Raw genomic sequence first — 22,868 nt, forward strand, 5'->3', positions numbered from 1 at the left:
GCAAACGTAGGAGGGATGTAATTAGATTTAGAAAAAAGAAAAATTATAGCTTTAGAAAAGATATCAGATAGATTATGGTTTATTGCATTGTGGTTGTTTTTTATGATGTTAGTGAAGTAAATAAAGGAGGATGAGTTTATGCAAAAAGTAATACATATTTGTGATAAATGTGGCGTTGAAAAGATTTATGATCAAAATTCAAATTCTGAATTTAGAAAGGTAAAATTCTTAGTGGGTAAAAGAGGTAGTACTTATGTTTCTAATGAAGAATATTCAAATGGTGTGGCAACTTCAACAGAAGTGTTTTTATGTAAAGAATGCCAAATTAAATTAGGTATTCATGGATTAAATGATAAAGAAGAGGCAAGTTTCTATAAGCAACCAGAATTAATAGATAGAGTATTTGAATTGTTTATCGATATCGCAGATGAATTAGGTTATACAAGAAGTGAATAGAAATTGTGTTTGGTGTTGATAAGAAAGGATTAAATCATGAAAGAATTATTACTTTATATACAAACTCTAAAGCAAATTGTTGATGAAAACTACGGTAAAGAATGCGTGTTTTATGATGAAGGAGAATGGTATTCCAGAGAGCATAGTAGACATATAACCCCACAAGAGTTATGTGATTATGTGATAAGTATACTTCATTCAACAGATGAAGAATATTTAGAAGAAATTATAGAAAAAGCATGGAAATACGATGAATTATGTAAGTAAGAATCCCAATCTATAGGGATTCATATTTGAACCAAAACTGTATTTGCTATCAATATTTAAAGAGGTGATCCTTTGTACAACTGGAACGATGAAAAACTAAAACGACACTATGACAGAACCTTAAAACATGCCAAAGATGATAGATATGAATTTACAGATGAAGAATTAGAAAAGCCCTACTTAGATAAATTATCTCATCAAACTAAAAGCAATAGGATTATGAGAATGATTACGCTTGCTTATTATTTAGGTAAGTTAAAAGGGGTTAGGGAAGTTGATGAGGGTAAAACACCTGTGGTGTTAAGTTAGGAAGGAGAATGAATTATCAAAATATTTTTCGTGTTAATATTAATATTTTATTTATTGCCTGTTATCATGACATATATTTGTATTAAAGATCAATATGAAACTGAATGGACATATATAAATACTGGTAAATTGAATAAGAATGATTGGGTTATGGTTTTAACCCCACTTTTAAATTTTGGATATATGATATTCGGTATGTTTAGAGTGTTTGATATATTTATACGCCAAACTGAAAAATAATTATAAAAGGCACATTCTATAATGATTTTAAGAAAGGAGGAAAATAAATATGGAAGAAACCAAAACTGTAGAATCAAATATTAATCTTGAATTTGAACCAGTATCACAACCAGCATTATTTAATCAAATGAAACCATATCTTTGTCCTGTATGCTGTGGTAAAGGTATCGTGCCAGCAGGATTTTATAACTTTCCTGGTAATTGCGGTAGTATTACAAGCACTTGTGCAGAAACTTGTAGAGCGTGTAATGGCAAAGGAATTATTATTGCTTAAATAATATAATAGAATTTTGCTTTTGTCATGATTTAACAAAAAATAAAAACAAAAAGGAGAAAATATTTTATTGATAGGGTTACAAGAATATATAATAAAAAATAGTATTAATGTTCCTAAATTAGCGGAAGAAATGAAAATGCAGCCAAACACGATATGGAGATGGTTTAATTTAAATAAAGTTCCTGATAAATATATAGAATATTTTTCAGATAAATATAAATTAGAAAAAGATTATATAAGTAAAATAGTAAACAATATTAATACATACAAACCAAGATTTAAAGGATTTGCTAATGAATATAAAATATTTGATGATTATACTGAAATATATATCGTAAAAAGAAACGGAGAAAAATTTACAACATTAATTGATACTGAAGATTTACCTAAGTTAATTAAACTTAATCTATCTTGGAATGTTGCTTTCAATAAAAATATAGATGGTTATTATGTTGCAGCAACAGAATATATAGATAAAAATAATTCTAAGATACATCTATTACATAAAATAATATTAGATGCCGATGTTACTAAAAATCAATATATAGATCACAAAGATCATGATACATTAAACAATAGAAAATATAATTTACAGATTATAGAGAATGATAAAAACACTAAAAATAGAAAATCAAAAAATTCTAATAATAAAAGTGGATATAGAAATGTGTTTTGGAATTCTGGAAAAGAAAAGTGGCAAGTATCGTTATGTCAAAATTATAAACGAATAATAATAGGTTATTATGACGATGTTGACGAAGCGGGTAGGGTTGCTGAAGAATCTAGGCAACAATATTATGGTAAGTTTGCTGGTAAATCATAATCGTGACAGTATAAGCATTCTATTAAGAAAGAAGGATTGAGAATGTCATATAAGGGCAGAAGATGTTCTGAGGCAATAGTTATAAGAAACGTTGAAGATTTTGATGAACAAGAAAACTATCAGTGGATAGCAAAAAGTTTATTAGATGGGCAATACCATGTTGGTTATATTTACGTAGATACCCCTTGGTATTCATCCAAAGATCAATGGATTTATTATTTAAAATATCAAGTGAATACAAGTAGTTATGGGTGTCAACATTGGGAAGAATGTATAGTTAATAGAGATACCATAAAACCATATACAATAAGAAATAAAACTTGGTTAAATGATTTATATGATATAGATAGTATTTTTGTTACAAGTGATTATATCTTAGATAATTCTGAAAAAAATATACTTGGTACAGATATTGACGAAGTAATTAATAAATTTTAATAGTTTAGGAATGCCGATTTATAGGGATTTAAAATTAGTAAAATAAAAACATAACCAAAATTCCATTTTATCATGATTTTAAGGATTGAAAATCCCATTATACAGGCGTGTAGTTTTTGAATAATTAACAAAATTAAAAAATAAATATAAGGAGGATTAAATAATACATATTGAAACAATTTAAAAGAGATGAATCACAGAATAGTAACAAGTTACATTTAGATAAATATTATACACCAATAATTTTAGCAAAATATTGTATTGATAAGACATATAAGATAATAGGTGAAGAAAATATCACTGAAGTAATTGAACCGTCAGCAGGGAATGGAAGTTTTAGCAACCAGATAGAAAATTGTATAGCATATGATATTGAACCAGATGAGCAAAATATAATTAAACAAGATTTTCTTGAATTAAACTTAGATTATAAGAAAGGACGATTATTTATAGGGAATCCCCCTTACGGAGCAAGAAATACATTATCAGTTCAATTCTTTAAAAAGGCAATTCAAATAGGGGATTACATAGCATTTATACTTCCTATAAGCCAATATAAAAATACTCAACAAATGTACGAATTCGATTTAATACATAGTGAAGATTTAGGTAAAAAATTATATTCTGATAGAGATGTTCATTGTTGTTTTAATATTTACAAAAGACCTTTAAGTGGTAATTTTAATAAAAAGAAAAAATATGAATTTATAGATTTTACTCTTTGTGAAAAAAGAGAAGGTAAAAAACAGAGTAAGGCATTTCCGAATAATGATTATGATTTCCGCATATGTACATGGGGAGCAGTAGGAAAGATATTAAGTGAGAATGAATCATACGCAAAAGAAGTAGCTTTTTATATACATAATCCTAATATGAAAACAGTTATTAGATCAGCAATAGAACGAATGGATATAAATAAAGAATTTATTTTTACAAGTACACCTAATCTTTTGTTATGGCAATTATATGAATATTTGATGAGAGAAATACCAGAATTAAAACTGAAATCTGTTTCGTAGTAAAATTAGAAATGCCTATAAATTGGGATTCTTAAAGTTAAAAATTGTGATAAAACAATCGTTTTATGTTATTTTAGAAAACCGTATCAAATTGCAACGGTATAAAACAATAAAATAAAAATAAACATGGTGCAAAATGCAACGATTTTAAGAAAGGAGTACATATGGATTTTATAAAAATAAATAATTTAGAAGAATATAAGGATTTAATTCAATCTCTTTATGATAATTTTAGTTGTGAAGAGGAATGGGAAAATTATTTTGGTTTTGAATTAAAGTGGGATGAGGATACTGGTGAAGTATTAGAAACATTAAAAGAATATCAAGGCAACATTGAAATATCTCCAGAAGAAAATGAATATCCTATAGTTTGCGTATATGCTTTTGATGAAACTTTTGATAGGTTTGGAGAAATTAAAACTAGAATATTTGATTGGGTTTCTATGAGTAATTTGTAAAAAATACAAAATCATAAACCCCGTTAAATTGGGATTCTTAGACCACAAAAACCACACCAATTTCGGGTTTGGTGTAGAAAGGAAATAAATATGGAAAATATATATTACAAACAAGCAAAAAGCAATTTGGGGTGTCCAGAAATATGTTTAAATCAAGTGGTTTATCATAATAGATATTATTGTGCTATGGATTGTTTAATGATGGAAAAACTTAGGAATGAATTTTTAAAAGTAAAGGTAAAAGAAAAATTTATAGAGAAATACACAAAGGAACTATAAATGATTGAAAAAATAAATAATACATACAAAATCGTTTGTGATTCATGCGGTGAGATATTTTCAGATAATTTTTACACCTTCCCTGATGCAGTAGATTATAAGAAAAATAATGCTTGGAGAAGTGTAAAAGTATCAGAAGGTAATTGGAATGAAATTTGTCCTGATTGTGTGGAGTTTGAGAAGAGATTAAAAGGGAAAGGAAATATAAATGTATAGATATACTATTGGTGAAGATTCATATGAAGATTATCATGAATATGAAATACTTCATAAAAACTTATTCACAAAAGAAGAATTTATGTATTTATGCAAAGAAGCATTCAAAGAACTTGATTTTAAAATCAAAAAAGAAATTTGTGAATCAATGGCTTCACAAGGAACACATTATATTGTTAAAATACTTACAGAAAAATATGGATTCATATTACCAAACAAAGTTGTATGCCGTCTTTATTTAGGAGACTTATCTGATCATTGGGGTGGGTGTGAAGAATGTCCTCACTCATATTATCTTAATGGAGAACTTAAATGTAATTCTGAAGATTGTAATATTAGACCTTTTGAAGATGAATAAAAAAATCATAACCTAATATCACTTTTATCATGAATTTTAGAAAGGAGTTTTTATGGGACGTTATTCAGAAAAAGTTAATACTTCACCAAAACAAAAGAAAATTAAAAAAGTACTTGAAGAATTAGGACATACAGATGTAGAAGTTTGGTGGGAACCTATTGGTGGTGCTATGGAGATGTGTGGGAATGACGGTGGTTATTTTTTTAGTAGTGAAGAAAACACATTAGAACCTATTGGATATTCATTTAATGAAACTATGGATTATATTCAAAGTACTTCATATTTTAAAATTAAAAAATAATAACCAAATAACGGTTTTATCAAATTCAGGAAGGAGGAATTGTTACGGAAGAGGCAATTAAAATTATCACAAATTTAGTTTATATACTTCAAAAGATTGAAAGAGAAGGATATGATTTATACCCAGACGAAATAAAAACTGTATGGCAAGCAAAAACATTTTTAGGTTATTCAAATCCAGTAAGTATCGAAGAGGGTACTGGATGTATGGTAAGAGAAGTAACTGAATAAACAATCAATTTGGTTTTAAGTTTTATTAAAAACATAAAATAAAGATGAAAGGAGATATAATACATAAATTGCAATTATATTATAAAGATGAATACATAAGATTATTTCAAGGTGATTGTTTAGAAGTAATGGATAGGTTAATTGAGAAAGGTGTTAAGTTTGATGCAATAATTACCGATCCACCTTACGGGACTACAGCATGTAAATGGGATAGTGTAATTGATTATAAGGAAATATGGGATAGACTTGAAAATTTAATAACAGACGATGGATGTGTATGTTTATTTGGTACAGAACCATTTAGTAGCCATTTAAGATTGAGCAATGAAAAACTTTATAAATATGATTATAAATGGATTAAATCAAAAGTAGGTAATTTTCTAAATGCTAAAAATAGTCCAATGAAAAAATATGAAGATGTAATGTGTTTTAGTTTTGGAAACATAGCAAATGGTAGCAAAAATATGATGAAATATTATCCTCAAGGGTTAATAGAAATTAATAAACAAAAAAGTAATAAAGGTAAATCAAGAAAAGGAACTACAATTGAAGAACGTCCAAGTAGACAAAATGACTATACTCAAAAATATACAAATTATCCGAATAATATTTTAGAATTTAATTCTGAAAGTGGATTACATCCAACGCAAAAACCAGTAGCCCTTATAGAATATCTTATTAATACATATACAAATGAAAACGAACTTATATTAGATTTCACTTGTGGTTCAGGAACAACATTATTAGCATCAAGGAATTTAAAAAGAAAATGTATCGGAATTGAATTAGAAGAAAAATATTGTGAAATAGCAAAAAACAGATTAACAGCATAATTTATAAAACCCAATATCCAGGCATTTATAAATTACAAAAACATAACCAAATTTTTGTTTGGTCACATTAATTAAGGAAGGAGATATAGATGTTTTTAAAGCGAATTTACAGAAGAATAAAATATATTCCTAAATTTATTAAAGAATCTTTAACATATGAATATGAAACTTGTCAAGAATGTGGCAATGCTTTTCGTATAATGTGGCACGTTAATGATGAAATATGGAATAAAGTAACTAATACTAATGACGGTGGTGGAGGATCATACTGCGTTGATTGTTTTGTTAAAAAAGCTGAAAGTAAAAATATAAAAATAAATTCAAAAGATATAAATTTAGAATTGTTTTATTTTGAATAAATATTTGGTTTGGTTATGAAATGAAAGGAGAAATTTATGACCGAAGAACAAATAATAGATAATTTCAAATTGTTACTCAATAAGAATAAAGATAAATATTTAATATCTTTTTATTATCAAGTGAAGACTCATCGTAAAAAAAGAATTAATAAAAAATGGTTAAAAAGATATGGAGTAAAAGAATATAAGAGAGCTTCTCCTGAATGTTTTGAAGAAACAAGTAAAGTAATTGAACAACTTATAAAAATAAAATTACCAACATATTTTGATAATTTTGTAGATGTCCGTGATTTGAAAATATAATTAATATAAAACCTAAATTTGGTTAAGAAAGGAAAAAATTTTATGAGAGAAAGATTATATGAAATTTTTGCAAATAAAAGTCAATTTTTACTAGATGATGAAACTATAATACTTGTTAAAGATGGTAATATGATTGCCAATTGGAATGATGGTGAAGCATTATGTGAAGTTAACGGAGTCATAGATGAAAGATTGAAGTTGTTTTTAGATTGGTTATATGATCCTAATCAATATTAATCAAATTCATCTTTGGTCACAACTTTAGAAAGGAGGAATAAGAATTGAGTAATCCTTTTAATCCTTATCAAGATTATGAAAATGAAACTAATAAAGATGCTTATGAATATGAAAAAAGACAATATGAAAGAGAAGAAAGGTATAGAGAAGAATTGTCCAGAGAAATAGATAGAGAATATTTTGGAGAAGAAGAGTGGTAAATCATAACCAACCTAGTTTTTCATTCAAACTTTATAGAAAGGAGTATAAAATGAGTGAGGGATTTTATTTAAGATGTTTGAAATGTGGAAACACAGAGAATATAGTAGATATGAATGATGAAGAAGCAATAATAAATTATCCAGATGATAAAGGATTCTCAATGAGTGTCGATGAAGATACTTTTATTAAAACATTAATATGTAATGTTTGTGGGAATGAAATTAGTTTTTAAAATAGTATTGACAAGTTTCAATCAAAAGAGTAAAATAAATATACAAAAGAAAGGAGTGTGGATATGTCTAAAATAGAAAACCTAAAACAACAATTAAATTATCATGATAATTTATATTACAACAAAGATAATCCTGAATTATCCGATGCAGAATACGATGCTTTAAAATCACAATACTTATTTCTAACTCAAACAGATGAAATTAACTACATACCTGGAGAAGCACAATTCAAAAAATATACCCATACAACATCTATTAAATCATTAGGCAAGATTAATACTATTGAACAAGCAAGGGAAGAAATAAAAAGATTATATCCAGTAGTAATTGAACCTAAATATGATGGTTTGACTTTGGTAATTTATAAAGATGGTAGAGCAGTAACTAGAGGATCGGGTACGATTGGTGAAGACGTTACTATTAATGTACAAAATTTTGTACGAACTAATAATCCTTATGGTTATCCCATTCGTGGTGAAGCAATAATGCCTATTTCAGTATTTAATGAAATTAATAAGCAAAGAGAATTGGAAGGTAAAGATTTATTTAAAAATCCTAGAAATGCAATAGCTGGGCTATTAAGGAATAAGGATAATAGTAATATTCCAAAAGGATTAAAATTCATTGCCTATGAATTAATAGGTTCTAAATCATCTCATATGCAACAGTTGATAGAATTAAAAGATTACTATGAAATTCCTGAAGCAAATACTATTTGGAATTATAGTGAGATTGATGATGCTGTTAGTTTTATTGAAAACTTTGATCGTTCTAAATTAGATTATGAGATTGATGGTCTTGTTATTAAATCCAATAAAGCAAATGCTTTAGATGTATTTGGTGAGGTTGAACATCATCCAAATTCTGCTGTGGCCTATAAATTCCCGAATCAAGGAGAATGGACGGTATTAAAGTCTATCACTTGGCAAACTGGAAGAACGGGTAGGGTAACCCCCGTAGCCGAATTGGAACCAGTTGATATTTTAGGAAGTACAATTGAACGTGCAACACTTCATAATATTGGATATATAAATGGTTTAGACTTGCAAATATTTGATAAGGTATTAGTGGTAAAGAGTAATGACGTTATTCCTGCTGTAATTAGATGTAGAAAAACTACAAGTAGTAAACCTATTAAAATTATAGATAAATGTCCTTCATGTGGGAGTGATTTAAAAACTGTTAATGACCAGTTGTTTTGTGATAGTGATAATTGTCAAGCAAAACTACTTTATAGAACAAAACACATGTGTTCAAGAAATGCGCTTAATATTGAAGGCCTTAGTGAACAAACGATTTTAAAAATGATCAAAGCTGAATATATTAAACAGCCTTGGGACATTTTTAATATCACAGAAGCACAAATATTATCATTAGATGGATTTGCGAAAAAATCTGCTAAAAAAATATATGAAAATATTCAAAATGCTAGAAATTGTGATTTTGATAAAGCAATTTATGCAAGTGGGATTGAATTAGTTGGCAGAAAAGTAAGTAAAGATATTGCTAAAGAGTTTGAAACATGGCAATCTTTAGATACTGCTCTCCTAAGTGAAATTATAACTAGATTAGGATGTATTGATGGAATTGGAGATACTATTATTCAAAGTTTTAATAATAATATCAATTTACTTTGTGAATTAATGCAGTATCTTAATATTAAACAACCAGAAGAAAAGAAAGCAACAACCTTTAAATTCCTAGACAATCTCACTTTTGTCGTAACTGGCAATGTAGAAACATTCAAAAACCGCAAAGAGTTAGAAGAATTAATCACTTCACTATCTGGGAAATTGAGCAGTTCAGTTTCAAGTAAAACAAACTACTTGATAAATAATGATACTACATCTACTTCGGGTAAGAATAAAAAAGCGAATGAACTAGGAGTAGAAATCATCTCAGAGGCACAGTTTAATGAAATGATTGGCAGGTAAATTTTTACTTGCCAACTTAATTAATTAAATGTATAATATAATTATATTATAAAAGGAGGTGAGATTTAGTAAAAGTTAATAGAGTTGAACAGCATCAAATTCATAAAACACATCCATTATATAAAGTTATTGATGAATTTAGTTTTAGGTCGAAAAACTTATATAACTATGCTAATTACTTAATAAGACAAGAATTCATTAATAATGGTAAATACATAAAGTATCGTGATATAGATAAAATGCTTCAGAAAACAGAGCCGTACAAAGAATTAATGTCTCAATCATCTCAATGTACTCTACAAGTGTTAGATAGGAATTGGAAATCTTTCTTTGTAGCAATTAAGGATTGGTCAAAAAATCCTAGTAAATATTTAGGCAGACCAAAACTACCTAAATATAAAAAGAAGGACGGGAGATTCCCTTGGTATTTAAAAAATAATCAAACATGGATTAAAGATGGTTATTTAGGTTTCCAACTTAAAGTAATGAATGGTTATAAATTTAAAACCAATGTAAAAGGAAGGTTAATTTCAGTAAGGTTTATACCAAAAGGATCAATTTATATAATGGAGATTGTTTATGAGATAGAAGTACCAGAAGTAAATCCAGAATGCAAGAATATTATTGGTATTGATTTGGGAGTAAATAACTTTGTAACAATAGTAAATAATATTGGTTTAAAACCAATTATTATTAATGGCAAGGGGATTAAATCTATTAATCAATATTACAATAAACGCAAGGCAAAAACTCAATCTGAATTAAAGATCAGGCACAATAAAGATTGGAGCAATAAACTTGATATTCTTACTCGCAAGAGAGCGAATAGAGTGAAAAATTATATTCATCATACTAGTCATTATATTATTGAATATTGTAAAGATAATCAAATAGACACTATTGTTTTAGGTCTAAATAAAACATGGAAACAAGAATGTAAAATGAATGATAAGACAACTCAAAATTTTATATACATACCATATAATATGTTAATTAATCAGTTGAAGTATAAAAGTAATGATAATAATATAAATCTTATTATAACCGAAGAAGCATATACTTCTGGAACGTCATTTTTAGATAATGAATTACCTATTAAAGAAAACTATAATAAGTCAAGAAGAATTAAAAGAGGTTTATTTAAATCTAATGATGGCAGATATATAAATAGTGATGTAAATGGTGCTTGTCAAATTATGAGAAAGGTATTCCCAAAAGCAATGTATGGGATAGAGGGTAGTCTAACCCCTGTGATTATAAATGTAACGAAAGTTACATGATTTATTGTGAATCGAATATGAAAATATTTGAATAGAAGAAACGTTTTATACAGAAAGGAGAAAAATAATTATGAGTTTTACAACTTGGAATAAAGCATATGAATATCAACAATCTTTAAAGGGAACATATGATAATGGATTTAGTAATTCCGTAAGTAATACAGGAATTATGGTTATTGATGATATCCCTTTTGGGATTGGTGAAGTAGTATGGGTAGCAATGAATGAAAATGCAAACTTGGATGATTATGAAGAATGGGCAACAGAATATGGTGTAAATAAAAGTGGCAAGTGGTGTGCAGTAGAAGATGGTCATTGCTCTTGAAATGGTTGGGAAGCGGATACAGGTTGTATCTGTGAATATGATTCTTTTAAGCAATTAGTTGAAGCAGATAAAAATGCTGAAGTATTATTAAAATATAAAAAAGAATTAAAAGATACATATAAATTTTTGAAATTTAAATAAAAAGTGAATTTATAAATCCCTATATAACGGGCTTTCCAAACCCTAAAAACAACATAAAACTTAGGTTTTGTCATGATTATTAAAATAAAAGGAGGTAAATTATACATATTGCTTGAATTAAATAAAATACATAATATTGATGCTATTGAAGGGTTAAAACAAATTCCTGAAAATAGTATAGATTTAGTTTTTACTGATCCACCTTATAAACTGGTTGGAGGAGGAAGGAAAAATTCACTGTTAAGAAATGATGATGGTGGAAATCCTTTCACAACAACAGGAGAATGTTTTAATTATAAAACGCCAGAATTTAAAGATTGGATTCCATTATTATATCCAATATTAAAAGAATTCAGATACATATTTATAATGACTAACGATAGAAATATGAGAGAAATATGGGATGAATGTGAAAAAGCAGGTTTTATATTTTGTGAATTATTAGTGATGAATAAAGGGCATGGTGTTCCATCAAGTTATTTTTATAAATCTTGTGAATATATATTAATGTTTCGTAAAGGTGGATATAGAAAGCTTGAGAAATTTGGCATTAAGAATGTAATAGATGTAAAAATGCCAAGAGGTAAAGATAAGGTTCATCCAACTCAAAAACCCGAAGAAATTATAATCCCCATTATAGAGAGTTGTACTAAAGAAAATGAAATTGCACTCGATCCGTTTATGGGTAGTTGCGTTACTGCTAAAGTTGCAAAAGATATGAATAGACAATTTATAGGATTTGAAATTGATAATACATATTTAATTAAAAACATAATATAAATATGTTGACAAACAACAACAAAAGTTATATACTTAAATTGCACCCAAAATTCAAAAAAATCCATTTTCAAGAATCCCAATATATAGGGATTCGCAAAGCTGAAAATCGACATAGAAGTGTCATTTGGTACAGAAATGAAAAAGGAGATGAATTATATATAATTTGATTGAACTAAATAAAATTTATAATGAAGACTTTAAAAACGGAATAAAACTTATTAAAGACAAATCGATTAAATTAGTAATTACCGATCCACCTTACTTACATGAAAAAGGTGGTAGAGGCAAAATGTTATTATGTGAAACATTAGATAGAGAACAATTTAATATTAAGGAATGTGGTAGCTTTGATGAAAATGATATATATAACTTTTTAAATTTAACTAAACCTTTAATGGCAAATCCTCAGTGGTATATATTTTGTAGTGAAAAACAAATTGTTTATTATTTAAAATGGTGTTTAGAAAATAAGTTAAAATATAATATTTTAACTATGAATAAACCATTATCAGTGATAAATAGAGAACGATATTCTACAAATATTGAATACATAATTAGAATATATAGTAATGGATGTGCTTTAAATAAAATAGACCTACAGGTAAATAAAGATAAAACTTGGTATTATTCAAAATATAAAGAATATAAAAAACCCAAAAATAAAACACATCCAGCACAAAAACCAATTGATATTTTAATATCATACATAGAATTATCGTCAAATGAAAATGATTTAATTTTAGACCCTTTTATGGGAAGTGGCACAACGGCAGAAGCATGTATAAATACTCATAGAAATTTTATTGGATTTGACAACGGAGTAGATGAAAAATCCGGTAGGTGTTGGGCAGATATTGCTAATGATAGAATAAAAAACATAAAATAAATATTTGACATAGTATACATAACAATAGTATAATTAAATTACCAAAAGTTTTTAAATTTACTTTATAAAATCCCATTATACAGGACTTAAACAATACTCACAAAGCCCAATATATAGGGATTCATATAAAAACATGATAAAAAACAAATTTGGTCATGATTTTTAAATTGTCTTGTATAAATTCATTATATGAGAATTTATTATAATAAATTGTGCTAGTTGGAATACGGAAGGAAAGGAGGAAAATACATAATGCTTGATGTAAATCTTAATCCCTATAAGTCTATTGTTATTGTAGATGCTGAAGGAGAATTAATTACTGTTAGTGAAGGTGATACCATTCAGTTTGTAATCGAGTCCACATCTGAAGTCAAAAAAGGTGTTGTGACTAAATTTATGGGCAAAGATGAGAAGTTAAAGATACAGGTTCTTCCTGAAAAAAGTGAATGTCAAGAAATATGGGGAATAGTTTCAATAGCCGAAGGTAGTCTTGAATTACTGGAAATGAATGAAGAACCCGATGATGACGAAGAATAGAGCATCAAAATAAATATGGAGGTAAATGTACTATAATTGGATAGATTAGAAATTTTTGAAACTGAATTAGATTACATAAAAAGTCCTGAGATTCGGGAATTCACAGAAAAGGTATTAAATAAATTACCTGAATACTTTTTCTCTATACCAGCAAGTTCTACTGGTAAATTTCACTCCCCTGTTTGTTTAGGGGAGGGAGGTCTTGTCCGACATACAAAAATGGCTGTTAGGTTTGCAATTGAATTATTAAACCTTGAAATGTTTAGTAAATATTCTACTGATGAAAAAGATATCATAATATCTGCACTAATATTGCACGATGGTTTGAAACATGATATAAATTTTGCTAAATATAGTGTTGCAAAACATCCTTTAATTATGGCAAATTTTCTAAAGAATGATATAGAACTAAATTCAATGCTTAAGCCTAAAATATTTAATACGATTGTAGAATGCATAGAAACACATATGGGTGAATTTAATAAAGATTATAAGACTAAAAAAGAAATATTGCCCAAACCACATACTAAGATTCAAAATATGGTTCACATCTGTGATATTCTTAGTTCTCGATCTTATATTAAAGATTTTGATTTTAGTATTAATGTTGCGAGAAAATAAAAATGGCTAAATTTAAAGATTTAACAGGGCAAACCTTCGGCAGATTAAAAGTTATTAAACAAATTGAAAAGCAAAGTGAACATACATATTGGTTATGTGAATGCCAATGCGAAAATAAAACTTTAAAGGAAGTAAGAGGTACACATTTAACATCTAATAGAATTAGAAGTTGTGGATGTTTGTATAAAGAAAGAACCAGAAGTAAAGTTCCACCCAATAAATTTGAAATTAGAGAAAACTATAAAATTGGGTATACAGACGATAATAGAGAATTTTATTATGATGTAAATGATGCAAAAGAAGTAGAAAAGTATTCTTGGTACTTTGATAGAGATGGTTATGTTGTTGCAAGAATTAATGATAAAGGTGTCAAATTACATAAATTTATTATGAAAACAAATAAGAAAGTAGATCATAAGAATAGGTGTAAAAATGATAATAGAAGACATAATTTAAGAGTTGCAACAAATAATCAAAATGGGATGAATATTAAAATAAGAGAAGATAACAATTCTGGTGTAACTGGAATAAGTCGATCTTCAGATGATGATTGTTGGAGAGCAAGGATTACTGTAGAAGGTAAGGAAATTCATTTAGGTTATTTCGATGATTTTCAAGATGCAGTTGAAACAAGGCAAAATGCCGAGTTAAAATATTTTGGTGAATATTCACCATTATATAAACATGATTAGAAAGATAAATAAGGAGGAAAATAAAACTTATATGGCAAAAGAAAAAGAAGATACTGTGGTATTAAAAAAAGGAGTAGCCCAATTTCAACTAATTGGTGAAGCAAAAATAAATGACTATACCTTTAAGATTGATGAAGAATCTGCTTCTGGTTGGATTTATAATAATATGAATCTTGGCGTAGATTGTGGCAATGGTAATACTGTTTATTGTGACATGATGGGTGGATATAGTAGTATAAACGATTCTGTTATTTATGTTCATGGTAAAAAAGAAGATGATAACGGTAAAGATGTAGACGATTATGAAAATAGGTTCACAGTAGATTGGGATGACAGGTTTGACGAAGATATTATTGATGAAGTTGGTAATCAGTGTTTTTTAACTGTCGGTCTTGAAAAAGATAATAAAGGAAAGACTTTTTCCAAGAAATTCTTATCTGCTTACGATGCAATTGAATATATTAAAGAACATCTTGAAGAAGGTACGGTTATTAATGTTAAAGGTAATTTAAAGTATTCACCTTACCAGGGCAATACTCAGATAAAGAAAGAAGTAACTTCTGTATTTCTTTCAAAAGCAGATGATTCTTCTAAATATTCAGCGACTTTCCAACAAACTATTCTTATTGATAAAGATAGTCTTGATAAGTATGATAAGGAATCAGGTTCATTTCCAGTTAACGCATATGTTGTAGATTATGTTGGCAAATACGGAGAAAGTAAACAAGAGATTAAACAGAATATAGCATTTCCAAAGGTATTTCAGTTTAATGTTTCTCCTGATGAATTAGAAAAGGGTACAAAACTAGTTAGCAAACTTTTCAAGGCAAAGAAAGATAATGTTAATGAATTGCTTGTTGAAGGAGATATTATTGAAGGTCAAGCAAAGATTAATATTACTCTTGATGATGTACCAGATGATATTAAAGAATTAATTGAATTGGGTGCATATACCGAAGAAGAGGCACTTGCCAAATGTGCAGTAGGGAATACAAGAGAAAAGAAAATGGTTATTAAGAAACCTGTAATTAAAATGGTAGGTGAAGGTGACGATAAGAAACCTGTCATTGCTAGAACAGATGATAAATATAAATTTGATGATTTGGTATTTCTAAGTCAATTAGTTAATGATGAAGATGAAAATGAAGAAACTGAAAAGGATAATAAAAAGAAAAATAACAAAACTTCATCAAAAAACGATAAGAAGAATGACGATGAAAACAAAGAGGAATACAGTTTAGATGATTTGGATGCACTATTAAATGAAGATGATGACGAAATTCCATTTTAAACGAAGGGGTTAAACCCCTTCTTATCATAAATTTTTATAATAAAAGAAAGGTGGAAAATATTGAGTAGAAAATTTGGAAAAGCAAATGTAATTAAAATTGATCCTTTGGCTTATAATATTTGTTTACTTGGAGAACCTAAAATTGGCAAAACAACTGTTATTAAAGAAATGCTTGAAAAACTTGTTGGAGAAAATGGATATATATTTTTAGAAATGGCTGGAGAAGCTGGAGCAGATGCTATTAATAACATTGTATTTGAAGATGTTGACGAATGGGAAGAATTAGAAGATATCGTTGAAGACATTGAATATAATAAAGATACAGATTATGCGGATTTAAAAGTTATTGTTGCCGATACATATGATGGTTGGATAAAAATAGCAGAAGAAGAAGCTATTAGATTATGGAATAAAGATCATGCAGATAAAAAAGCGGATTCAATTGATTCTGCCTGGAATGGTTTCCAAAAAGGACAAAAGAAAGCATTTGAATTAATATTTGATATAATGGTCAGATTAGATAAAATCGGAGTTAAGATGATTATTATTGGTCATGTTAAAAATAAAGAATTAACCGATATTGCAACAGGTAATACATATCAAACATTAACATCAGATGTTGAAAGAATTTATTTCAATCTTTTAAAGAAAAAAATGCATTTCTTAGGTCTTGCTTATTATGATAGAACTATAATTACTGAAAAGACAGGAAAGAAAAATATTGTTACTAAAAAAGATGAAACTAAAAATATAATTACGGAAGAAGCTAGAAAAATTAAATTCCGAGATGACAACATGGCACTTGATAGTGGATGTAGATTTGCTGATATTGTAGAAGAAATACCACTTAATGCCGATGCATTAATTAACGCATTACAAGATGCAATTAAAAAGGAATATGAAAAAAATTCTGATAGTAAACCTATAGAAGTATCTAAGAAAGAACAGGAGATTATTAAAAATAAAAAAGTAGAAGAAAATGCTTTAAAGAAAAAAGAGGAAATAGATAAGAAGAAAGAATTGGAACTGCGTAATAATTTAATAGAAGAATTTAAAACAATTATGGTATCAATAAGAGATGATAAAGAAAAGGTTATTAAAGTAACCAAGAAGATGAAGGAATTAGGGTTATCTGCAAAAGAATTAGATTCCGCTGATGTTAACGTACTAAAGGAATTCATGGATTTTGTCAAAGGTTTGGTTTAAATTATAAAAATGAATAGAGGGGTATATCCCCTCTTATTATTTGAAGTAGGTGAATTGTATGACGAAGATGACACAAGAAGAAAAAGATAGTTTTGATAAGTTATATCAGTATATTAAAGAAGAAATATTTGCATATAAAGATCAATCATTACCTAAATACATGGTATTAAGACTTAAAGGATTAGCAGAGGGTAAATTTATTGCAAATAGTAATGTTAAACCAATGGGGAAGTACACATATCAACAAATATTATTTACCTTTAAGATAAATAAATTAAAGATAAAAGAGATAATTAATTCTTCTAGTTTTAAAAATGAAGAACATAAGTTTAATACAATAATGTTAATTATCGAGAAAGATATTAATGATGTTGTTACAAGATTAAATCAAAAGATTCAATCTGAAAGAAAATTAGAAAGTATTGATTTAGAAAATGTAACTCATGAAGGAGCAGGATATAAAAACAAAAACGATGGTAAACAATTAAATGATGAATTAAATGATTTATGGTAATGGTGGTGGCAAATGACTGAAAAGAAAAAGGAATTATCTTTATTTGAAACGGAACTAATTAAAAGTAGTAAAATTGTTAAAAAATATAAACTTGCTTGTGAAGCAAATATAGTATCAATATTATATCAAAATCCAGATTTTTATTATACATATGATAAATTAAGTCTTAAAAGTTTTCATAATAATATCTGGAAAGTGTATTGGCAAATAGGTTATGACATTATCGTAAAAGAAACTAAAAAAACCCTGGATGATATTACCGTAGGATTATATCTTGAAAAACATCCTAAATTAAAACAAAAGTATGATGAATACGGTGGTTATGATACCATTGATAAAGCCAAAGAGTATATAAATATTGAAAATATTGATGGTTACATTAATGAATTGAACAAATGGAATGCAGTTTTACAACTACTCGCCAGAAGATTTCCAGTATATGATAAAATCAAAGAATTTGTAGATATGAGTGCAGAAGATATTTATAATTTATTTGATGCTCAATTAAACCATATTTTTGTTAATGTTGATAATGATGTAAAGAGTTATAGTATTACCGATGGTATTGATGAATTAATAGATGAACTAAATGAAGGATTTGCAGTTGGATTACCTTTTTACAATATGCCATTAATTAATAAAGAAACTGGTGGAATGTTAACTGGAAATATAACATTAATTGGTGGTTTATCAAATGTAGGTAAAAGTACTTTTGCAAGATCAATTACTATACCTAGTATAATAAAAGAAAAAGAAAAAGTAGTAATTATACTTAATGAAGATGGCAAGAAAAAGTGGCAACGTGAAATGTTAGTTTATATTGCTAATAATATACTAAAGAAAGATTTGCAAAAATTTATAGTAAGAGATGGAAAATATAGTGATGAAATAAAACAAATATTAATAGATAGTGCAAAATGGTTAAAAGAACAAGCAGATAATCATACGGTTACTTTAATTCCTTTTGAAAAATATCAAACTGCTAAAGCAATTAAGGTTATCAAAAAATTTGCTAGTATGGGTGTTAAGTACTTTATATTAGATACTTTTAAGATGGATGCAGGAAAAGTAAGTAATAATTCCTGGTTAGAAATGCAACAAGCAATGGTCGATATTTATGATGTTGTTAAACCTGAATCAAAAGATTTACATATTTTAATGACTTTTCAATTAGCAAAAGGTAGTGCAAAACAAAGATATTATAATCAGGATAATGTGGGAGTAGCTAAAAATATTATTGATCCTACTAGCACTTGTATTATGATACGTGATGTTTTAGAAGATGAATATCCAGATGGTAAGCACGAATTAAAAGTTTATCGTTTAGAAGGGAAGAATGGTAAAACCAAACTTCCTGTCAAATTAGATAAAGATAAAAGATATCAAATAGTTTTTATTGTAAAAAATCGTGAAGGTAGTGCTAATGCTTATCAGATTGTGATTGAGCATGATATGGCAAGAAATATTATGAAAGAAATTGGTATTACACATGTTGCGATTGATTGGTAGAAAGTAGGTGACTTTTAAGTGTGACAGCAACAGAATTAATTGAATATATTCAAAATAATAATTTAATCAAAATAGTGTTAGATGATTTAGGTTGTCATGATTTGAGAGAATATTCTACAGAATTAAGATGTGGTCTACCAGGACATAAAAATAAAACAAGTATAGCAATAAAAAGAGATACTTTAAAGGTTAAAATATTTCAATCAGATGGAGATATTATTCGTGGTAATTTATTAACTCTTATAATGACAATAAAAAGTATTTCTTTTGTTGATGCTAATAAGTATTTACATAAATTATTTGGATTGAAATATCAATATAAAAAACATAAACAAACAAAAGAAGAAGCAAATAAAGAAGACCCATTGGAAATATTTAAGAAAATTAAACGTAAAAGAAATTGTGTGAATACTAATGATATTGAAATTTATGATAGTACCATAATAGAAGAATACGAACCTGTTCTATTTATAGATTGGGTTAAAGAAGATGGTATTATGGAATTTACTCGTAAGAGGTTTAATATTGGTTACAGTTACAAACATAAAAGAATTGTAATTCCAGTTAGGCATTGGTCTGGAGAAGATGATGATTATATTGGTATTATCGGACGTACTACAGTAAAAAATTATGATTTACTTGATATACCTAAATATTATCCCCTCAAACCATATTTAAAATCTCTTAATATATATGGTTTACAAGAAAATTATCAAGGTATTCAAGAAGCAAATATGGTAATTGTTGCGGAAAGTGAGAAATCAACATTAAAAAGACATAGTAGATTAGATGAGACTGTAGTTGCCATTGGTTCTCATTCATTAAGTGAAGAGCAGATAAAAATTCTTATCGGGTTAAATGTTGAGATTGTTATAGCTATGGATCAAGGAATTGATATTAATTATATTAGGTCAATGTGTGAGAGATTTTATGGTATTAGGCAGATATCATACATTTTTGACAAATGGGAATTGCTCAAAGATAAAGAAGCACCAATGGACAAACCTAATAAGATTTATCAATTCTTATTAAAACACAGAATTGATTATGATGAGAAAGAACATAAAGAATATTTGAAATATTTAAAGGAGATAGATAATGCGAAAAACAAATGAAGAACTTGAACAAATAAAAAAGGATTTAGGAGTAAGTAGACTCTGGAGTTGGTCAAGACTTGAAAAGTATATAGATGATACATATGGTTATATGCTTAAATATATATTACATATTGACGAAGATAGAAATGATAGTATATATGCGATATCTGGCACAATTGCCCATGAAAGTATGGAAAATTTCTATAAAGACAATTTAACCAATCAAGAAATGTTTGATTTATATGAAGATAAACTATTTGAGTTTAATACTATGGGGTTATTATATGATAGATCAGATAAAGATAAGAATGAAAAAATAGCCAAAAAATATGAAGATTGTATGAGGCATTATTTTTTAAATCATAAAAAAATGACTAATAAACCAATTATAGAACCGTTTATATTAATCAAAATTGGTGATTATTACTTCCAGGGATATATTGATATGATTAATATTGAGACAAGAGATAAAAAGAAAAAAATAATAATTACAGATTTTAAAACAAGTAGCATCTATACTGGCAAGAAACTTATAGAAAAGTCAGGGCAATTATTACTTTATGGTGAAGGTATACATCAAAAATCAAACACTCCCTATGAAGATATCGTTCTCAGATTTAATTTTATGAAATATGTTAATGTTACATATACACAAAAGAAAGGTGATAAAAAAGTTAGGCAGATTGAAAGAAATGCAATAGGTAAAAAACTTCAATCTAATACAAAAACATGGTTAAAACATTTTGGTTATTCTGAAGAAGAAATAGAAAATTATTTACAACAAATGATTAATACAAATGGTATAGAATGTTTACCGAAAGAAGTCCAAGATACATTTGAAATAGATGATTGTTATATTGAAACCGAAATTAATGAAGAAATTATTAGTAATCATAAAAATAATATTATAAAGACAATAGAAGAAATCCTGGAAAAGGAAAATGAATTTAAAGAAACAAAAGATAAAAATTTATTTTGGAAAGATGTAACCAAGGAAGATAGTTATTATTATGCTAATTTAAGTGGATATTCAGCAAACTTACATATGCCTTATAAACGGTATTTAGAAGAATTTGAAAATCAAAGTAAACAAGATGATTTATTAGGAGTATTAGACAATAAGAAAGATAGTTTGGATTTAGATTGGCTCGATGAGATATTAAATTAGGAGGATTGAATGAGATATAATAATTACCATAAACACGATCATTATTCAAATATTAGAACCCTTGATTGTGTTGTAAAACCACAAGATTACATAAATAGAGCATTAGAATTAAACCATACAACCATGTTTACAACACAACATGGTTGGACAGGTAATTTTTTAGAAATGTATGATTTATGTAAAAAAAATAATTTGAAGATGATTTATGGGGCAGAATTATATATTGTTAAAGATAGATTTGAAAAAGATAGTAATAATAATCATATTATCATTGTTGGAAGAAATCAAGATGCTTTTTATCAATTAAATGAAATTATGTCTGAATCAAATAAAACAGGTTTTTATTATAAACCACGAATTGATTTAGAATTATTGTTAAAACTTGATCCAAATAATTTTATTATTACTTCTGCTTGTGTTGCAGGGATATTAAAAAATCAAGAAAGTGAAAATATATTTTTAGAACCCATATTAGAGCATTTCAGAAATAATTTTTATTTAGAAACACAATCTCATGTACATGAATACCAAGCAAAATATAATCAAAAGATATTAGAGTTAAGTAAACGATACAATATAAATATAATTCATGCAAATGATTCTCATTATATATATCCTGAAGATAGTTATAAAAGAGATATGTTTCTTAAAGGTAAGGGGTTAAAATATGATGAAGAAGATGGATTTATATTAGATTACCCAGATTATGAAACGATATTAGATAGATATAAAAATCAAGGTATCTTATCGCAAATTCAAGCAAAGAAAGCAATTGAAAATACTCTTATTTTTGATCAATGTGAAGAGTTATATTTTGATAAAGAAATTAAAATGCCAACTATATATCCTAATGAAAATTCTAATAAAAAATTAAAATCTATTATTATTCAAAAATGGAATGAAGAAAAGAAGAATATAAACCCCGAAAGATATAAGGAATATATAGAAGGTATTGCATTTGAATATGACATTATTAAAAAGACACATATGGCAGATTATTTTCTTTTGAATGAAAGGATTATAGATAAAGCAGTAAATGAATATAATGGT

Annotated in this window: 33 protein-coding genes; all 33 read left to right on the top strand. The window is 27.2% G+C overall.

What is annotated here, in order from left to right:
• Nucleotides 1-138: 138 nt before the first annotated feature.
• Nucleotides 139-456, top strand: a complete 318-nt coding sequence (locus LLF98_RS02730; protein WP_291700611.1) for a hypothetical protein — start codon at nucleotides 139-141, stop codon at nucleotides 454-456.
• A gap of 36 nt (nucleotides 457-492) precedes the next feature.
• Entirely contained in the window at nucleotides 493-723 is a 231-nt protein-coding gene (locus LLF98_RS02735) for a hypothetical protein (RefSeq protein WP_291700613.1), read from the top strand.
• Between the two features lie 72 nt (nucleotides 724-795).
• Complete coding sequence (locus LLF98_RS02740; RefSeq protein ID WP_291700615.1) at nucleotides 796-1,032, top strand: hypothetical protein; 237 nt, start codon at nucleotides 796-798, stop codon at nucleotides 1,030-1,032.
• 289 nt (nucleotides 1,033-1,321) lie between these two features.
• Complete coding sequence (locus LLF98_RS02745; protein ID WP_291700617.1) at nucleotides 1,322-1,546, top strand: hypothetical protein; 225 nt, start codon at nucleotides 1,322-1,324, stop codon at nucleotides 1,544-1,546.
• Between the two features lie 70 nt (nucleotides 1,547-1,616).
• A complete protein-coding gene (locus tag LLF98_RS02750; RefSeq protein WP_291700618.1) occupies nucleotides 1,617-2,372 on the top strand; it encodes a hypothetical protein in 756 nt (251 codons plus the stop codon).
• A gap of 42 nt (nucleotides 2,373-2,414) precedes the next feature.
• Entirely contained in the window at nucleotides 2,415-2,810 is a 396-nt protein-coding gene (locus tag LLF98_RS02755; RefSeq protein ID WP_291700620.1) for a hypothetical protein, read from the top strand.
• Between the two features lie 170 nt (nucleotides 2,811-2,980).
• Entirely contained in the window at nucleotides 2,981-3,829 is an 849-nt protein-coding gene (locus LLF98_RS02760; RefSeq protein WP_291700622.1) for a hypothetical protein, read from the top strand.
• A 164-nt stretch (nucleotides 3,830-3,993) separates the two neighbouring features.
• Nucleotides 3,994-4,287, top strand: a complete 294-nt coding sequence (locus LLF98_RS02765; protein ID WP_291700623.1) for a hypothetical protein — start codon at nucleotides 3,994-3,996, stop codon at nucleotides 4,285-4,287.
• 90 nt (nucleotides 4,288-4,377) lie between these two features.
• Nucleotides 4,378-4,566: a hypothetical protein gene (locus LLF98_RS02770; RefSeq protein WP_291700624.1), complete on the top strand. Its 189-nt coding sequence runs from the start codon at nucleotides 4,378-4,380 to the stop codon at nucleotides 4,564-4,566.
• On the top strand, nucleotides 4,567-4,782 hold the full coding sequence (locus LLF98_RS02775) for a hypothetical protein (protein ID WP_291700626.1): 216 nt from the start codon (nucleotides 4,567-4,569) through the stop codon (nucleotides 4,780-4,782). It begins immediately after the preceding gene.
• Nucleotides 4,775-5,140, top strand: a complete 366-nt coding sequence (locus tag LLF98_RS02780; protein WP_291700629.1) for a hypothetical protein — start codon at nucleotides 4,775-4,777, stop codon at nucleotides 5,138-5,140. Before LLF98_RS02775 ends, LLF98_RS02780 begins: the two co-directional genes overlap by 8 nt.
• A 52-nt stretch (nucleotides 5,141-5,192) precedes the next feature.
• Entirely contained in the window at nucleotides 5,193-5,441 is a 249-nt protein-coding gene (locus tag LLF98_RS02785) for a hypothetical protein (protein WP_291700631.1), read from the top strand.
• Between the two features lie 298 nt (nucleotides 5,442-5,739).
• Entirely contained in the window at nucleotides 5,740-6,504 is a 765-nt protein-coding gene (locus tag LLF98_RS02790; protein ID WP_291700633.1) for a site-specific DNA-methyltransferase, read from the top strand.
• A gap of 89 nt (nucleotides 6,505-6,593) precedes the next feature.
• The gene (locus LLF98_RS02795) at nucleotides 6,594-6,863 is read left to right on the top strand and encodes a hypothetical protein (RefSeq protein WP_291700635.1); all 270 of its coding nucleotides are present in this window, start codon (nucleotides 6,594-6,596) and stop codon (nucleotides 6,861-6,863) included.
• 36 nt (nucleotides 6,864-6,899) lie between these two features.
• Complete coding sequence (locus tag LLF98_RS02800; protein WP_291700637.1) at nucleotides 6,900-7,166, top strand: hypothetical protein; 267 nt, start codon at nucleotides 6,900-6,902, stop codon at nucleotides 7,164-7,166.
• A gap of 42 nt (nucleotides 7,167-7,208) precedes the next feature.
• The gene (locus tag LLF98_RS02805; protein WP_291700639.1) at nucleotides 7,209-7,403 is read left to right on the top strand and encodes a hypothetical protein; all 195 of its coding nucleotides are present in this window, start codon (nucleotides 7,209-7,211) and stop codon (nucleotides 7,401-7,403) included.
• Nucleotides 7,404-7,447: 44 nt separating this feature from the next.
• Nucleotides 7,448-7,603 (top strand): hypothetical protein, encoded by a 156-nt coding sequence (locus LLF98_RS02810; protein ID WP_291700641.1) that lies wholly within the window; start codon nucleotides 7,448-7,450, stop codon nucleotides 7,601-7,603.
• Nucleotides 7,604-7,653: 50 nt separating this feature from the next.
• Entirely contained in the window at nucleotides 7,654-7,836 is a 183-nt protein-coding gene (locus tag LLF98_RS02815) for a hypothetical protein (RefSeq protein WP_291700643.1), read from the top strand.
• 63 nt (nucleotides 7,837-7,899) lie between these two features.
• The gene (ligA, locus tag LLF98_RS02820) at nucleotides 7,900-9,771 is read left to right on the top strand and encodes an NAD-dependent DNA ligase LigA (RefSeq protein WP_291700645.1); all 1,872 of its coding nucleotides are present in this window, start codon (nucleotides 7,900-7,902) and stop codon (nucleotides 9,769-9,771) included.
• A 98-nt stretch (nucleotides 9,772-9,869) separates the two neighbouring features.
• Complete coding sequence (locus LLF98_RS02825) at nucleotides 9,870-11,051, top strand: transposase (protein ID WP_291700676.1); 1,182 nt, start codon at nucleotides 9,870-9,872, stop codon at nucleotides 11,049-11,051.
• 70 nt (nucleotides 11,052-11,121) lie between these two features.
• Nucleotides 11,122-11,376 (top strand): hypothetical protein, encoded by a 255-nt coding sequence (locus LLF98_RS02830; protein WP_291700647.1) that lies wholly within the window; start codon nucleotides 11,122-11,124, stop codon nucleotides 11,374-11,376.
• A 249-nt stretch (nucleotides 11,377-11,625) separates the two neighbouring features.
• On the top strand, nucleotides 11,626-12,297 hold the full coding sequence (locus LLF98_RS02835) for a site-specific DNA-methyltransferase (RefSeq protein ID WP_291700649.1): 672 nt from the start codon (nucleotides 11,626-11,628) through the stop codon (nucleotides 12,295-12,297).
• 163 nt (nucleotides 12,298-12,460) lie between these two features.
• A complete protein-coding gene (locus LLF98_RS02840) occupies nucleotides 12,461-13,183 on the top strand; it encodes a site-specific DNA-methyltransferase (protein ID WP_291700651.1) in 723 nt (240 codons plus the stop codon).
• A gap of 252 nt (nucleotides 13,184-13,435) precedes the next feature.
• Nucleotides 13,436-13,720 carry a hypothetical protein gene (locus LLF98_RS02845; protein WP_291700652.1) on the top strand — a complete coding sequence of 95 codons (285 nt, stop codon included), beginning with the start codon at nucleotides 13,436-13,438 and terminating at the stop codon, nucleotides 13,718-13,720.
• Nucleotides 13,721-13,756: 36 nt separating this feature from the next.
• Nucleotides 13,757-14,341: a hypothetical protein gene (locus tag LLF98_RS02850; RefSeq protein WP_291700654.1), complete on the top strand. Its 585-nt coding sequence runs from the start codon at nucleotides 13,757-13,759 to the stop codon at nucleotides 14,339-14,341.
• A gap of 2 nt (nucleotides 14,342-14,343) precedes the next feature.
• Nucleotides 14,344-15,033 (top strand): hypothetical protein, encoded by a 690-nt coding sequence (locus LLF98_RS02855; protein ID WP_291700656.1) that lies wholly within the window; start codon nucleotides 14,344-14,346, stop codon nucleotides 15,031-15,033.
• 31 nt (nucleotides 15,034-15,064) lie between these two features.
• The gene (locus LLF98_RS02860; protein ID WP_291700658.1) at nucleotides 15,065-16,324 is read left to right on the top strand and encodes a hypothetical protein; all 1,260 of its coding nucleotides are present in this window, start codon (nucleotides 15,065-15,067) and stop codon (nucleotides 16,322-16,324) included.
• Nucleotides 16,325-16,384: 60 nt separating this feature from the next.
• Entirely contained in the window at nucleotides 16,385-17,530 is a 1,146-nt protein-coding gene (locus LLF98_RS02865; protein ID WP_291700660.1) for an AAA family ATPase, read from the top strand.
• 58 nt (nucleotides 17,531-17,588) lie between these two features.
• The gene (locus tag LLF98_RS02870) at nucleotides 17,589-18,044 is read left to right on the top strand and encodes a hypothetical protein (protein ID WP_291700662.1); all 456 of its coding nucleotides are present in this window, start codon (nucleotides 17,589-17,591) and stop codon (nucleotides 18,042-18,044) included.
• Between the two features lie 12 nt (nucleotides 18,045-18,056).
• Nucleotides 18,057-19,553, top strand: a complete 1,497-nt coding sequence (locus LLF98_RS02875; protein WP_291700664.1) for a helicase — start codon at nucleotides 18,057-18,059, stop codon at nucleotides 19,551-19,553.
• Between the two features lie 20 nt (nucleotides 19,554-19,573).
• Nucleotides 19,574-20,668 carry a DNA primase gene (locus tag LLF98_RS02880; protein ID WP_291700666.1) on the top strand — a complete coding sequence of 365 codons (1,095 nt, stop codon included), beginning with the start codon at nucleotides 19,574-19,576 and terminating at the stop codon, nucleotides 20,666-20,668.
• Nucleotides 20,652-21,818: a PD-(D/E)XK nuclease family protein gene (locus LLF98_RS02885; protein WP_291700668.1), complete on the top strand. Its 1,167-nt coding sequence runs from the start codon at nucleotides 20,652-20,654 to the stop codon at nucleotides 21,816-21,818. The genes LLF98_RS02880 and LLF98_RS02885 overlap by 17 nt, the downstream gene beginning before the upstream one ends.
• A gap of 9 nt (nucleotides 21,819-21,827) precedes the next feature.
• The coding region (locus LLF98_RS02890) for a PHP domain-containing protein (protein ID WP_291700670.1) at nucleotides 21,828-22,868 on the top strand (1,041 nt) is incomplete at its 3' end.

This window comes from Clostridium sp., assembly GCF_021372645.1.
Taxonomy (GTDB): Bacteria; Bacillota; Clostridia; order Clostridiales; family Clostridiaceae; genus Clostridium.

Excerpts from the sequence above, each read along its gene's own strand:
- LLF98_RS02730 (WP_291700611.1), top strand. The coding sequence starts at position 139 with ATGCAAAAAGTAATACATATTTGTGATAAATGTGGCGTTGAAAAGATT.
- LLF98_RS02735 (WP_291700613.1), top strand. The coding sequence starts at position 493 with ATGAAAGAATTATTACTTTATATACAAACTCTAAAGCAAATTGTTGAT.
- LLF98_RS02745 (WP_291700617.1), top strand. The coding sequence starts at position 1,322 with ATGGAAGAAACCAAAACTGTAGAATCAAATATTAATCTTGAATTTGAA.
- LLF98_RS02755 (WP_291700620.1), top strand. The coding sequence starts at position 2,415 with ATGTCATATAAGGGCAGAAGATGTTCTGAGGCAATAGTTATAAGAAAC.
- LLF98_RS02765 (WP_291700623.1), top strand. The coding sequence starts at position 3,994 with ATGGATTTTATAAAAATAAATAATTTAGAAGAATATAAGGATTTAATT.
- LLF98_RS02770 (WP_291700624.1), top strand. The coding sequence starts at position 4,378 with ATGGAAAATATATATTACAAACAAGCAAAAAGCAATTTGGGGTGTCCA.
- LLF98_RS02775 (WP_291700626.1), top strand. The coding sequence starts at position 4,567 with ATGATTGAAAAAATAAATAATACATACAAAATCGTTTGTGATTCATGC.
- LLF98_RS02780 (WP_291700629.1), top strand. The coding sequence starts at position 4,775 with ATGTATAGATATACTATTGGTGAAGATTCATATGAAGATTATCATGAA.
- LLF98_RS02785 (WP_291700631.1), top strand. The coding sequence starts at position 5,193 with ATGGGACGTTATTCAGAAAAAGTTAATACTTCACCAAAACAAAAGAAA.
- LLF98_RS02795 (WP_291700635.1), top strand. The coding sequence starts at position 6,594 with ATGTTTTTAAAGCGAATTTACAGAAGAATAAAATATATTCCTAAATTT.
- LLF98_RS02800 (WP_291700637.1), top strand. The coding sequence starts at position 6,900 with ATGACCGAAGAACAAATAATAGATAATTTCAAATTGTTACTCAATAAG.
- LLF98_RS02805 (WP_291700639.1), top strand. The coding sequence starts at position 7,209 with ATGAGAGAAAGATTATATGAAATTTTTGCAAATAAAAGTCAATTTTTA.
- LLF98_RS02815 (WP_291700643.1), top strand. The coding sequence starts at position 7,654 with ATGAGTGAGGGATTTTATTTAAGATGTTTGAAATGTGGAAACACAGAG.
- ligA (WP_291700645.1), top strand. The coding sequence starts at position 7,900 with ATGTCTAAAATAGAAAACCTAAAACAACAATTAAATTATCATGATAAT.
- LLF98_RS02830 (WP_291700647.1), top strand. The coding sequence starts at position 11,122 with ATGAGTTTTACAACTTGGAATAAAGCATATGAATATCAACAATCTTTA.
- LLF98_RS02845 (WP_291700652.1), top strand. The coding sequence starts at position 13,436 with ATGCTTGATGTAAATCTTAATCCCTATAAGTCTATTGTTATTGTAGAT.
- LLF98_RS02855 (WP_291700656.1), top strand. The coding sequence starts at position 14,344 with ATGGCTAAATTTAAAGATTTAACAGGGCAAACCTTCGGCAGATTAAAA.
- LLF98_RS02860 (WP_291700658.1), top strand. The coding sequence starts at position 15,065 with ATGGCAAAAGAAAAAGAAGATACTGTGGTATTAAAAAAAGGAGTAGCC.
- LLF98_RS02870 (WP_291700662.1), top strand. The coding sequence starts at position 17,589 with ATGACGAAGATGACACAAGAAGAAAAAGATAGTTTTGATAAGTTATAT.
- LLF98_RS02875 (WP_291700664.1), top strand. The coding sequence starts at position 18,057 with ATGACTGAAAAGAAAAAGGAATTATCTTTATTTGAAACGGAACTAATT.
- LLF98_RS02885 (WP_291700668.1), top strand. The coding sequence starts at position 20,652 with ATGCGAAAAACAAATGAAGAACTTGAACAAATAAAAAAGGATTTAGGA.